Here is a 12,901-nt window from a genome sequence, read left to right as displayed (position 1 = left end):
ACTCACCCGTGCGCCACTAGGGTCCGAAGACCCTCGTTCGACTTGCATGTCTTAAGCACGCCGCCAGCGTTCACCCTGAGCCAGGATCAAACTCTCCAAAAAGTGGATTCAGTGCAGCTTCCAAAGAAGCTGTAATGATCAGTTTGTCCATGCAACAGGTCGCATGGTCGATTTGCGAACTTCCAAGGAAGTTCTTCATTTGGCGTCTCCGCCTTGCTTCAGTCTGGAGATCAGCATTCCTGCCAACCCGCTGAAATTGCCCTGTCAGGCAACCCTGTTCTCGTCATTTAACATCAGGTTTTCATGCGTCCCAGCGGCCACCCTTTCGGGCTTTCCGCCTCGCCCGATCTCTCGGGCGAAGAGAAATATATGCCCTGTCTCCCCATATGTCAACACCCCCCGCACCGCTGAGTGCAAGGGGTGAAGAAAAGATGGCTTCAGCGCAGAGAATCTGGCAGGCCGTACACGTGCCAGCGGGCATCCACGCGGTCTTTGACGCTTTGCTCCATCTCAATTTTGGGCGGCCACTCGCGCACGAAGCCTTCTTCGGGGAGCTTGCGTGCTCCGTCCCAGGCCAGCAATGCACCGGATGGGGTGGGTAGGGTCCACACGTCGCGTTCGGCATCAATGTTGTTGAGAATGGTCCACCACACATCCTGAAGATCGGTGACATCGGTGAGATCGTCGCAGATCAGGAGGTGACGCACGCCTGCCGAGGCGGGATGCGCGGCAAAGGCTTCGGCCAATTCGCGGGCCTGACCGGGGCGGGTCTTGTGGAAGGCCACCAACCAGTACCCGTCGTCGGTCTGGCGCTGGGCCTTCACGCCTTCAAAGGCCGGAAGGTCGAGACTGGCGCGGGGCACGAAGGTCACGGCCTCGGTGCCGTCGGTGCCCTGATGATCGCGGCTGCTGAGGGCACTGCCCACCTCTTCGGGGAGTTTGGTGGTGGCATCCAGAATCAGCTTGCCGCCGTAGCCCCAGCCCCGGCTGGAATGGTCGAGCACATCGCTGGGGCCGCGTGTGACGAGGGTATCGCGGCCCGGCACGGCGCGGGCGGCCACCTCACGCCACACCGCCCCAAAATCGTTGACGGGCACGTCCTTGTCTACGACCACGATGACCTTGGCAAACATCATCTGGCCCAGCCCGAACAGACCGTTGGCGACCTTGTAGGCATGGCCCGGATACTTCTTGTCTATGCCCACCACCACGAGGTTATGGGCGACCCCGGCGGGCGGCATGTGGTAATCCACGATCTCGGGCAGGATCAGTTGCGCGGCAGGCAGAAACAGGCGCTCGGACGCCTCAATCAGGTAGGCGTCTTCCATCGGTGGGCGGCCCACGATGGTCGCTGGATACACCGGATCGCGGCGCATGGTGATGGCCGTGACGTGAAACAGCGGGTACAGATCGGGCAGTGTATAGAAGCCGGTATGGTCGCCAAACGGCCCTTCCATGACCCAGTCTTCCTGCGGGTCTATGTAGCCTTCCAGAATGAATTCGGCATTGGCGGGTACGTCAAGGTCCACGGTGATGCCCTTTGTCACCGGATACCGCTGGCCGCGCAGATAGCCCGCGAGGGCAAATTCATCGAGGCCAGGAATCGGCGGCAGGGGCGCGGTGGCTGCGTAGATCAGGGCCGGGTCGCCGCCCAGCGCCACCGCGACTTCCAGCCGCTGGCCCAGTTTGCGGGCCTTCTCCAAGTGGCGCGTGCCTGTTTTGTGGCGTTGCCAGTGCATTCCGGTGGTATTGCGCGACATGATCTGCATGCGGTACATGCCCATGTTGCGCTCGCCCGTTTCGGGGTCTTTGGTGATGACCAGCGGCAGCGTGACAAACGGCCCGCCGTCTTGCGGCCAGCATTTCAGCACCGGCAATTTGGAGAGGTCTACCTCATCGCCCCGCCAGACCACCTCCTGAACTGGGCCAGTTTTGACGCGCTTGGGGGGCAGGTTGGCCGCGTCCCTCAGCTTGGTCACGTTACCCAGCATTCCGCCGAGGCCGCCGTTGCCCTTCAGGTCGATCAGGGCACGGACTTTGGCCGCCAGATCATCGAGATCAGACACGCCCAGAGACAGGGCCGTGCGTTCTCGCGTGCCCATCAGCCCGATCACCAGCGGAAAAGGACTGCCCTTGACCTGCTCGAACAGCACGGCAGGGCCGCCTGACTTGACCAATCGGTCTGCGATTTCGGTGATTTCCAGTTCCCGGTCCACGGGAAAAGGCACCCGCACGAGTTCGCCCCGGTCTTCTAGCAGCCGCATAAAATGTCTGAGGTCAGGAAACGCCATAGAGCGAGTGTAGAGGCCGGGGGCCGGGGCAACCGTACCGGAGAAGGCAGAAGCGCCGACGCCCCCAGTGGCTGTGTCCTATCCTTCTTTTGGCCGACGACCCACGCCAGTACCGCCGCTACGGTGCTGACATGACACAAGACGACCCCGCACCTTTCCCTCCGTCAGCGTCTTTTTCGGTGTCTCCCCTGGCCCCTACGCCCACCTCCGACCCCATTCTGGAAGCCGCGCCCCGCCCCCGACCAGAGCGGGCAGCGTGGCCCCTGGGAGCGGCGGCGCTGGCTGGGCTGGCAGCCCATCTGTTAACGGTTGGCACAGGCGGAGAATTGGGCATCAATCTGGCGGTGTGGGTGGCGCTGTGGGGCAGCCTGCTGCTGTGGAGTGCCCGGCGGCACGGCCAGACCCCGACCCGTGAAGGGATGACGCTGCTGGGCGTAGCCTTTGCATTTGCCCTGACCTCTGCCGTGTGGGACGCACCCGAACAGTTTCATTTTTTGAATGTGCTGGCGCTGCTGCTGGCGCTGGTATTGGGAGCGGGGGTATGGCGGCATGCGGGATTGGCTACTACTGCCACCGGACGCATGACGGGCATGGTGTTGACGGGCGGGATGCGGCTGGGCTACGGAGCGGTGGCCCTGCTGGAGCGCTTTCTGTGGGCGCGGCTGCGGGGAACTAAATCGGGGAAAACTACGCCTTGGCTAACGGGCTTGCTGCTGACCATTCCCGTACTGCTGGTGTTCGGCGGGCTGCTGGCGGGGGCCGATGGAGGCTTTGCCGACCTGATTTCGGGGCTGTGGCGCTGGAACCCGGAAAACCTGATCGAGAGCGCATTTAAGGTACTGATCTGGATGGCCTTCGCAGGCGGCCTCGGGTACCCGGCGCTGATGGGCCTCTCCCCCACCCTGTTTGGCAGGGCCACCGAATCTCCCGAAGAACGCGGCGGACGCCTGGGTCTGATCGAGACCGGAATGCCTCTGCTGGCGCTGGGAGCCTTGTTTCTGGTCTTTCTGTTTACCCAACTGCCCTACTTTCTCAGCGGCATCACTCTGCCCGATGGCTTTACCTTTGCCGAATATGTGCGCCGGGGCTTTTCGGAGTTGCTGTGGGTGGCCTTCCTGACGCTGGGGCTGCTGCTGGCCGCCTACGGCCTCACGCGGCCAGAGGTAAGGGCGCAGACCACCTACCGCCTGCTGAATCTGGCCGTGTTGCTGCCGCTGGCGCTGGTGCTGGTCAGTGCGGCCAACCGTTGGCGGCTGTATACGCTGGCCTACGGCCTCAGTGAAATCCGGGTGCTGGGCGCGGCGCTGCTGGTATGGCTGGTGCTGGCGCTGGCGTGGCTGGGCGTGTGCCTGTGGCGCGGCACCCTGCGGCGTTTTGCCTATCCGGCGCTGCTGGCAGGCTTCGGCACACTGCTGATCGCCACGCTGATCAATCCCGGCGCACTGATCGCCCGCGTGAATGTGGGGCGCGAACTGACCGCCGTGACCAACGTGACCCGCAGTACGCCGCAGCAGGCCAACGTATGGGCACTGATTGGTCTGGGAGCCGACGCCGTGCCGACCGTCGTTGCAAATCTGAACACCCTGAGCCGCGATTGCCCCCCCACCGAGCGCAACTGCACCACTTCCCGCGCCTTCGTGGTGCAGCGGCTGAAAGAAGAATTCGGTATCGCCCGTGATCCGAGAGTCTGGAACCTCAGTCAGGAGCGGGCGCGGCGGGCAGTGCTTGAGCTTCAGCCGTGATCCAGAAGCGGTTCAGTTCATCGCCTTCAGGCGTTCCTGACGCTCCGGCGATACGGGCCAGGGGTCGCGCAGCCACGGACTCTGCGGGTCTTCTTGCAGCCAGCGGATGCTTTTGGCATAGCGCTTGTGGCGGATGTCCAGCAGGCCGCCCGATTTCCAGAACTCCGCGCCTGCCAGAAAGCTCTGGCCGTAAGTTTCCCAGCTCTCAAAGAGGTCCTGAGCCAGCATCCGGCACTGGCGCAGAATCCGCCAGCATTCGGCCTCGCTGAGATAGCCCAGCGCATACGCCTGCGCCGCCACATCCACGGCGCGGGCCAGATCGAAGGCCGCGCCGCCCGCCTCTCCGACCTGCGCTTCCCACTTCTGCACCACGCCCACCTCACGCGAGTTGCCCCGTAACTCTTCCCCGGCAGCGATGGCCCGCCGCAGTTGCGAATAGGGCAGGCGATGGCCGCTGTCGATCAGCCACGCGAGGGCCTGCATGGCCGAAGCATGATCGGTGATGTCCCAGCCTTCTTCCAGCGCCTTTTTCAGTTCAGTTTCCTGACCCACGGGAGGCGTGAGGCGGTAGAGATATTCCAGTTGGCTGGCCCCGTCTTCCTGCGGAAAAATTTCCAGCCAGATCTCGGTGAAGGGGGCACGGAGATTCAGCGCGAATCGGTCAGCGGGTGCAAGCGCGGCGGAGGCGGCCTCGAAACGCTCCAGGCGGGCCTGCGCTCTGGCTTCCTGCTCGGCGGTCTGCACAGCCTTGGCCGCCGCTTCTTCCTCTCTGGCCTCCGCGACGCCCTCACGCGCACCTTCCAGCATGGCCCGTCCCGCCCAGATCAGAATCATGACCACCAACACCACCACAACAGGCACCAGCAACCGTAAAACGTCCATGAGCATCAAACTACCTCAGCCACCAGAGCGGCCCCTACACGTTTCCGATAATCTCTGGGGTATGACCAATCCGGTAAACCAGATGCGGGCTGCCCTCGCGTCCACCGACCTCGATGGCTGGCTGATCTACGATTTTCAGGGCCTGAATCCGCACGCAGCGAAGGTGCTGGGCCTGCCCAAAGAGGCTTTTCTGACCCGGCGATTCTTTGTGTGGGTGCCCCGCGAGGGTCAGGCGGTGCTGCTGCACAACCACATCGAGGGCGGCACCTGGGCCAATCTGTCGGCGGGCTGGGGCGTGGAGCGGCGGGCTTTTGGCTCGCACGACCAACTGAATACGGCTCTGCGCGACGTGGTCGCCGGAAAGCGGGTGGCGATGGAATACAGCCCACTGGGAGCCGTGCCGTATGTCAGCCGGGTGGACGCTGGAACCGTGGAGCGGGTGCGGGCCGCGGGCGCTGAGGTGGAAAGCAGCGCCGATCTGCTGCAAGCCTTCCTGACCTGGAGTGCCGAAGATCTGGCCGCGCACCAGCGGGCCGCCGCCGTGCTGATGGCGGCCAAAGACGACGCCTACCGCCTGATTCACGAGCGCCTGCAAGCGGGTCAGCCCGTGACCGAACTGGACGCTCAGGCCGTGATTGGGCAGGCGATTGCCGATGCGGGCATGCTCAGCGGTCACCCGGTCAATGTCAGCTTTGGCGTGAATGCCGCCGATTCCCACTACGAACCCAGCCCCGAGCAGCACGCCACGCTGGAGTGGGGCCAGTGCGTGCTGATCGACCTGTGGGCACAGGAACCGGGCCGCCCTTACGCCGACGTGACGTGGGTGGGCTACGCAGGCCAGCCGTCTGAGACGTATCTGGATGCGTGGCAGGCGGTGGCGGCAGCGCGGGATGCGGGCGTAGCGCAACTGCTGGCGGGCGGCGACCTGAGCGGCTGGCAGATAGACCGCACCGTGCGTGACACGATGGGAACGCCCTGGAACGAATTCTTTTTACACCGCACCGGGCATGATCTGGGCGTGCAGATTCACGGCAGCGGCGCAAATCTGGACGACTACGAAACCCACGACACCCGCCGCCTGACCCCCGGCCTGTGCGTGACCGTGGAACCCGGCACCTACCCTGCTGCTCAGGGGTTTGGCATTCGCAGTGAGGTAGACGTGTACCTGGATCCAGCGGGCGCACGCGTGACCACCGACACCCAGCGGCAACCTTTCGTGTTGGGCGTGGGCGACTGGGAAGCAGTGCGGGCAGCAGCTTACGGAGCAGAGAAGGTGTAAGGGAATGGGGCGGCAACGGCGCTCAGTTGCCCCACTCCACTCTCAGACACCTCAACCGCTCGCACCGCTTCCCAAATCCAACCTTACGGCAAGCTTCATGCGACTCACCCGGTCAGTTTGCGGCAAATGCTCTAGGCTAGGCACATGGCGAATCTCGGCTCCTCCACGGTCATGCTCACGGGCGCGGGCGGCGCACTCGCCACCGCGATAGCTCAGGAATTAGAAGATGCAGGCGCACAGATCGTGCTGGTCGGGCGCGGCGAGGCGTTGGCGAAGGCCGCCGACCGCTTTCCCGCCACCGAGGTCATAGACGTTGACCTGACCGATCCGGCCTCGGTGGAACTGCTCCGCAAGGTCAAGGTAGACACGCTGGTGCATACGGCGGGTGCGTTTTCCATGCAGGACGCACAGAAGGCCACCACTGCCGACCTGAACGCCATGTTCGGGGCCAACATGATCACCCTCTTTCACGCGGTGCAGGGCGTGTTGCCCAGCATGCTCAAGCAAAAAGACGGCCTGATCATGGGCGTCAGTGCAGGTCAGGCCGCCCGCCTGAGTGGCCCACGTGCCGCGCTGTACACGGCCAGCAAAGCCGCCGTCAGCGCCTATATCCTCAGCCTGCACGACGAACTGAAGGCCAAGGGCGTGCGCGGCTGCGTGCTGTACCCGATGGGGGCCATCGACACGCCCACCAACCGGGATGCGGGCATGAGCTGGGACAGCCTGATCGACCCGCGTGGGCTGGCAAAAAGTGTGGCCCACGCCCTCACCCGCCCAGACCGGGCACACGTGACGGAACTGAAGGTGTACCCGGACGTTTGAGGAGCGCTTTGTCAGTGGTCAGTGGGAAAAGCGTGGAGGTCGTGAACTCTAGGCAGGAGTAAATGACAGGCAGGGGACGCATCTAGGAATGGCTGTCCTCAGGAAGTCGAAGCTCCCCCAACTGCTACCCGTACCACTTCCGCCAATCCGCCCTCATAGCCCCCGAGACGCGGCCAAGTCGGCGGAAACGGCTGGGTGCGGGTCACGTCGTTGGGCACGACCAGCACGCGGGTTCCGGCGGCAACGGCAGCCGTCGCACCATTCAAACTGTCCTCCACAGCAATGCATTCTTCGGGTCGGAGGCCCAGGCGTTCTACGGCCAGCAGATACAGTTCTGGATCGGGTTTGACGCGGGCCACATCGTCACGGGTCGCCATGACTTCAAACAGGTGCAGCATGTTGTGATGCTCCAGCCAACGCGTGACCCAGGCGCGGTCACTGCTGGTTGCCAGGGCAAGGCGAAATCCGGCAGGCTGCACCGCTTCCAGCACCGCCCGCACGCCGGGGCGCACATCCTGTTCCTGGATATCAGCCAGAATGCGCCCGTGCAGCTCTGCATGGACCTGCTCGCGGTCTGCCTGCACCGTATCGGGCAGGCCAGCCCAGGGGTCGAAGGCGTCCCAGGTGCCGATGCCGCTCTGCCAATCGGTGAGGGCCAGTTCGCGGCCATGTGTCCGGTACAACTCCTGCCAGTGCCAGAACTCACGGCTCTCGGTATCCAGAATCGTGCCGTCGAAATCGAAGATCAGAGCGCGAATGCCGCGTGCTTTGGCATCCGCGAGGGGGTCGGAAACGGTCATGTCCGCAGTCTAGGGGGGGAAGGGGCCGCCGAAGATGACAGCCAGTCTGTTGTAGATACCAGCCGTGTCGGGGCCAGTGCCCAAACAATCTTTACCTGAACGGACCCTGAGCCGGAGCACTCTTCGGTGCGGCAATTCTTTAGGAGGACGTTTGGTATGACACTCACCCGGTAATCTGGATCTCTATGGCCGAATGGGTACAGAATGTAATGGACAGCCTGGGGTACGCGGGCATTTTGCTGCTGATGATCGTGGAAAACTTGTTTCCGCCGATTCCCAGCGAGGTGATTTTGCCCTCTGCGGGCTTCGCGGCCTCACGCGGGAGCCTGAATGTGGTGATTGTCCTGATCGTTGCCACCATCGGTAGTGTCTTGGGCACCCTGCCGCTGTATTACCTCGGACGGGCATTTGGCGAAGAAAAGCTGGTGGCGTGGGCCGATAAACACGGCAAATGGCTGACCCTGCGGGGCAAAGATATTCGGCAGGCCGACGACTGGTTCGACAAACACGGCACCAAGGCGGTGCTTTTTGGCCGGATGGTGCCCGGCATCCGCAGCCTGCTGAGTCTGCCTGCGGGCATGAGCGAAATGCCGCTGCCCAAATTCCTGACCTATAGCGCCATCGGCTCGGGCATCTGGGCCGCCCTGCTGATCGGCGCGGGCTACCTGCTGGGCGAGCATTACGACCGGGTCGAGCAGTACATCAGCCCCATCTCGAAGGTGATTCTGGTGCTGCTGGTGGTCGGTGCAGGGGTATGGTTCGTGCGGCGGCGGCGAGAGCAGGCGGCGGAAACAACGTAAACCGTGAGTGGTGAGTAGGAAAAAGCGGGCCTTCAACAAATTTCTGTTGAAGGCCCACTTTTTTATCTTTTCCACTGACCACTCACTGCCCCTAAAACACTCCGTCCTCGAACACTCCCCGAATCTCCGCCCGGCTCAGGCCCAAACTCAGCAGCACCATCAGCAATAGGCGGGCTTTGTGGGCGTTCAGGAAGCTGGCGGGAATAGCTCCGGCAGCGACCAGGGTTGCGCCGCCGCCCGCGTAGCCGTACACCGGAATCACGGGGCCAGCGTGCGTGCGGGTGGCAATGATCACGGGCTTGGTGGTCGCGGCGATCAGGGGCAGGAGTTCGGCGGGCAGGTTCCCGGTTCCCAGCGCGGCAATAACCAGACCATCGGCACGGGCCTCGGCCTCTGCATACCCCTCGCCCGTCCAGCCTGCGGCGGCATACAGGATTTCTACACGGGCGGTCAGGGCAGCAGGCGCGTAGGTCGGGCGCGGCTCAGGAATGGCGAAGTAGCGCAGATAGGCCCGCATCTGCTCCAACGGGCCTGCCCGGTCTATGCGGCCAATTGGGCCGGGATAGCCCCCAAAGGCGTCTACAGCGGTGGTATGCACCTTGGTCACGGTGCGGGCATCGAAAATATCGCCGCCGAACACGGCCAGCGGGCCTCGTCCAGCAGTCTGAGGGTGCAGTGCCGTATAAGCCGCGTCCAGCAGGTTGCCGGGGCCATCCCAAGAGACTTCTTCAGCATGCCTCATGCTGCCCGTCAGGACGACTGGCGTCCGGGCCGATAGCGTGAGGTGCAGCAAAAACGCCGTTTCTTCGAGGGTATCGGTGCCGTGCGTGACCACGATTCCATCGGCGTCCGGGGCCAACCGCTCTATCAGGTGCGCCAACTGCAACATGTGCGCGGGCGTGACATGCGGGCTGGGGAGGTTGAAGGGCTGGTGGTGCGTGACCTCCACACCCGGCAATCCCGGCACGCTGGGCGGCGTCTGGGGCGTGACGCCGCGTCCATCGGGGCTGGGCCGACTGGCAATCGTGCCCCCGGTATGAACGACAGCGAGGCGTTTTTTGGGGGACATGACCTGTTCTCTCCTTCTCAGACCTATCTGTTCCGGCCCTGCCTCAGAAGGGTCCAGATGACCGCGATTCCGAAGACCGCCAATGTAAGCGGAAGTTCGGCCACGGCAGCGTCGGCCAGGGCCGCGCCTGCACGGGTGCGCTGCACGAGGCCGATGACAAACCACAGGGCCGCAGCCAAAGCCGCCATTCCCCACACTCTCGCTGTCAGTCTCATGGGTTCAGTTTCATAGGTCCGCTATAACCTGTGGGCCTTACTCGCGGGCCGCGTCGACCAGAGCCTGAGCGCCCCGGTCAAGCAGGTCGGCGGCCAGTTCTGCACCAATATCGGCACATTCTCCGGCGTCACCGATGCTGGTGGCCCGGATGACCTGGCTGCCGTCCAGCGCCGCCACCCAGCCTTCCAGGGTCAGGACGCCTCCCTTGATGGTGGCGTGTGCACCCACCGGGGCCATGCATCCAGCTCCCAGACCCGCCAGAAACTCGCGTTCGGCGGTAATCCGGTCGTCGGTGGTGTGGTCGTGGATGGCGTAGGCCACTTCTACATTCAGATCGTCGTCGGCGCGGGTTTCCAGGGCCAGTGCGCCCTGACCGGGGGCAGGAAGCATGATGTCGGCTTCCAGAAATTCATCGATGCGGTTGCGCATCTCGGTGCGGATCAGGCCCGCTGCGGCCAGAATGATGGCGTCGTAGTCGGGCGTTGCCAGCACACCAAGGCGCGTATCGATGTTGCCCCGCAAGTCGATGATCTGGAGGTCGGGGCGGTAGGCCCGCAAGAAGGCCTTGCGCCGCACGCTACTCGTACCGATGCGGGCACCTTTGGGCAGGTCGGCCAGCTTTTTCATGCCTTCCTTGCCAATCAGTACGTCGCGTGCATCGACCCGCTTGGGAATAGAAGAGACTTCCAGACCCTCGGGCTGTACGGTGGGCAAATCCTTGAGGGAATGCACCGCGATATCGATCCGTTTTTGCAACAGAGCGTCTTCGATTTCTTTGACCCAAAAGCCTTTATCGCCTTTCTGAGCCATCTCTGAAAGGCTTCCCCGGTTTTTGTCGCCGCCTGTAGAGATGGTTTGAATCCGGAAATCCGTTTCAGGCCATTCTTCTTTGAGCCGGGCGACTACCCACCGGGTTTGCGCGAGTGCAAGCGTGCTCCCACGCGTCCCTACCGTGACCGTCCGCATAACCCTCTCAGTATAGACGGCTTTTGGGTGCGGCGCTGCTTAAGAACCATCTGGGGCCAGAACGGTCAAGACTTGATCCACGTGTGTCGGTACAGACCTGACCAGCCAAAAACCACGGCAACGCCGCTGAACTCGGCGTTACAGCGGCGTGTGGATGGAAGATGTTGTGTGAAGGAGACGGGTCTTTAGAGATCGTCTTCCAGGTCGAGATCGGCGTCCAGTTCCTGATCTGCGCCGCTGTTCTGGGCTGCCGTGACCTGTGGCCGCACGAAGCGCATGTAATCCAGCCAGGGGGCCACATGCCCGAGTTGACGGATCAGCAGGGCAATCTGAGCAGTGTGGCGAACCTCATGGGTCATCACGTGCCACATCAACTGATCGAGCGTGACGGTATCGCTGGCGGGATCGTCCTGCACCAATTTGACGCTCTGATTCAGGTCTGGTTCGCTGTCGAGAAAAGTCTGCGTTTTCTGACTGACCTCGCGGCCATACTCGATGATCCAGCTCAGCTCGTACTGGGCGGCGTCAGGTTTGATCCAGTCGTGGCGGTACCTCCCAGACTGCTGCACGCCCTCTGAGCGTGCGATGGCGTGTACCCAGTGATCCTCTACGTCGGTGACGTGCAAAAGCAGGTCTTTGATGGTGTGGAAGCGGTCGCCGTTTTCGATCAGGTTGCGGTTCAGTTCCTCTGCGGGTAAAGCACGGAGGAAGTTCCACAACTGCTCGCGGGCAGCGGACAGGTAGGTATAGTACTCGCGAACATTCATGGCCGATTCACAGCATACCCTGTCACGGGGGTCTGTGGTGCTGACTCGGCAGACATGAATCCATCATCCCCTATCCGGTCAGTTATGGATGGAGTTCCCAGATAGGGCCTCAGGCAATCTTTCAACTGCTCCAGGGTCTCGATCTTGACCAGATCGCCGCGCAATTCGGGCACGTCCGGCAGATACTGCGGCAGGACTTTACGCAGCGGCAGGAGGCTCACGCGGCCCGTGCCCTGCGGCCCTGCATAGAACTGGATATGCAGCTCGGCGTGCCGGAGCGCAGTTGCGGCGCGGGCAGCCAGATCGGGGCGTGCATCGTCGCCCGTTGCCAGTGACCTGAAAATCCACGGATTCCCCACTGCGCCGCGCCCGATCATCACGGCGGAAACCCCCAACTGACGGCGTTCCCGGGCCTGGGTCACACTGCGAATATCGCCGCTGCCGATCACGGGAACGTGTACGGCCGCCGCTACTGCCGCAATCGCGTCCCAGTCGGCTTCTCCGGTGTACCGCTGGGCACTGGTGCGCCCATGCACCGTGATGATGGCCGCACCTGCCTCGGCCAACCCCTGCGCGACTTCCAGGCTACGGTTACTGTCCCAACCCAGGCGGATTTTGGCGCTCACGTCCAGTCCGGTTGCGCCGCGCATGGCCCGGATCAGATCGAAGGCCAGTTCGGGCGTCTGCAACAGGCACGCGCCGCCCTTGCCGCGCACTTTGGGCACCGGGCAGCCCATGTTCAGGTCGATGGCCGCCGGAGCAAACCAGCCCTCTGCCTTGGCAACCGCTGCGGCCAGCACGTCCGGCTCTGCGCCGAACAGTTGCACCACCCGCCCCGACTCGCCTGCATAGGGACGGCCCAAGTTCAGGCTCTCGGTATCGCTGCCCAGCGCGAGGCCCCGTGAACTGATCATCTCGCTGACCGTCCAGAGTGCGCCCTGCTCGGCGGCCAGTTGGCGCATGGGCGCGTCGCTGTAGCCTGCCATCGGGGCCAGCACTGCTCCGCCTCGCCTCGCCGCCACAGAAGCGAGCCGTGCGGCATAAAAGCCCGGCTGGGGAGAACTGGCCGGAGGCGAGGGAGACAGAGCGGGCATGTACATCATCCCGGCAGGGTAGCGCACCCACCCCCACCAGACCGTGAATACAACATCAACTCCGCCGTTTCCTGAATTCATTCCGGATCAGGCTGTGCGGGAGGTATGCTCTGGGCAGTCCGGCAACCCACAGACCTTCCTCTGGACTTCCCTTGGAATTTCATCTGTATGAT

Annotated in this window: 12 protein-coding genes and 1 rRNA gene; 4 read left to right on the top strand and 9 right to left on the bottom strand. The window is 63.2% G+C overall.

What is annotated here, in order from left to right; translation table 11 throughout:
* Together F561_RS0106085 and F561_RS0106080 are read right to left on the bottom strand one after the other, a co-directional pair.
* Positions 1-102 (bottom strand): 16S ribosomal RNA (locus tag F561_RS0106085); the annotation flags it as partial.
* 335 nt (positions 103-437) lie between these two features.
* Complete coding sequence (locus tag F561_RS0106080; protein ID WP_026298631.1) at positions 438-2,291, bottom strand: menaquinone biosynthesis decarboxylase; 1,854 nt, start codon at positions 2,289-2,291, stop codon at positions 438-440.
* A gap of 131 nt (positions 2,292-2,422) precedes the next feature.
* On the opposite strand from F561_RS0106080, the gene F561_RS0106075 reads away from it, so the two are divergent.
* A complete protein-coding gene (locus F561_RS0106075; protein WP_157451603.1) occupies positions 2,423-4,033 on the top strand; it encodes a DUF4153 domain-containing protein in 1,611 nt (536 codons plus the stop codon).
* A gap of 12 nt (positions 4,034-4,045) precedes the next feature.
* On the opposite strand, the gene F561_RS0106070 is transcribed toward F561_RS0106075, so the two are convergent.
* Positions 4,046-4,915 (bottom strand): DUF1266 domain-containing protein, encoded by an 870-nt coding sequence (locus F561_RS0106070; RefSeq protein WP_019009061.1) that lies wholly within the window; start codon positions 4,913-4,915, stop codon positions 4,046-4,048.
* A gap of 61 nt (positions 4,916-4,976) precedes the next feature.
* Between F561_RS0106070 and F561_RS0106065 the strand changes: the two genes are divergently transcribed.
* Complete coding sequence (locus F561_RS0106065) at positions 4,977-6,194, top strand: M24 family metallopeptidase (protein ID WP_019009060.1); 1,218 nt, start codon at positions 4,977-4,979, stop codon at positions 6,192-6,194.
* Positions 6,195-6,338: 144 nt separating this feature from the next.
* A complete protein-coding gene (locus tag F561_RS0106060; protein ID WP_019009059.1) occupies positions 6,339-7,016 on the top strand; it encodes an SDR family oxidoreductase in 678 nt (225 codons plus the stop codon).
* A 98-nt stretch (positions 7,017-7,114) separates the two neighbouring features.
* Here the strand turns inward: F561_RS0106060 and F561_RS0106055 are convergent, their stop codons facing one another.
* Complete coding sequence (locus tag F561_RS0106055) at positions 7,115-7,816, bottom strand: HAD-IA family hydrolase (RefSeq protein ID WP_019009058.1); 702 nt, start codon at positions 7,814-7,816, stop codon at positions 7,115-7,117.
* A 185-nt stretch (positions 7,817-8,001) separates the two neighbouring features.
* Between F561_RS0106055 and F561_RS0106050 the strand changes: the two genes are divergently transcribed.
* Positions 8,002-8,616 carry a DedA family protein gene (locus tag F561_RS0106050; RefSeq protein ID WP_019009057.1) on the top strand — a complete coding sequence of 205 codons (615 nt, stop codon included), beginning with the start codon at positions 8,002-8,004 and terminating at the stop codon, positions 8,614-8,616.
* A 91-nt stretch (positions 8,617-8,707) separates the two neighbouring features.
* On the opposite strand, the gene F561_RS0106045 is transcribed toward F561_RS0106050, so the two are convergent.
* The 5 genes from F561_RS0106045 to F561_RS24900 form a co-directional block, all read right to left on the bottom strand.
* Positions 8,708-9,685, bottom strand: a complete 978-nt coding sequence (locus F561_RS0106045) for an asparaginase (protein WP_019009056.1) — start codon at positions 9,683-9,685, stop codon at positions 8,708-8,710.
* A gap of 23 nt (positions 9,686-9,708) precedes the next feature.
* Positions 9,709-9,900: a hypothetical protein gene (locus F561_RS28690; RefSeq protein WP_157451602.1), complete on the bottom strand. Its 192-nt coding sequence runs from the start codon at positions 9,898-9,900 to the stop codon at positions 9,709-9,711.
* A 37-nt stretch (positions 9,901-9,937) separates the two neighbouring features.
* Complete coding sequence (gene hemC / locus F561_RS0106035; RefSeq protein ID WP_019009054.1) at positions 9,938-10,867, bottom strand: hydroxymethylbilane synthase; 930 nt, start codon at positions 10,865-10,867, stop codon at positions 9,938-9,940.
* 185 nt (positions 10,868-11,052) lie between these two features.
* Positions 11,053-11,634 carry a DinB family protein gene (locus F561_RS0106030; RefSeq protein WP_019009053.1) on the bottom strand — a complete coding sequence of 194 codons (582 nt, stop codon included), beginning with the start codon at positions 11,632-11,634 and terminating at the stop codon, positions 11,053-11,055.
* A complete protein-coding gene (locus F561_RS24900) occupies positions 11,631-12,737 on the bottom strand; it encodes a tRNA dihydrouridine synthase (protein WP_245556439.1) in 1,107 nt (368 codons plus the stop codon). Before F561_RS24900 ends, F561_RS0106030 begins: the two co-directional genes overlap by 4 nt.
* Between the last annotated feature and the right edge of the window lie 164 nt (positions 12,738-12,901).

The organism is Deinococcus aquatilis DSM 23025, assembly GCF_000378445.1.
GTDB lineage: Bacteria > Deinococcota > Deinococci > Deinococcales > Deinococcaceae > Deinococcus > Deinococcus aquatilis.
Note: the sequence above shows the minus strand (reverse complement) of the source record. Positions and strands in the feature narration are given on the sequence as shown.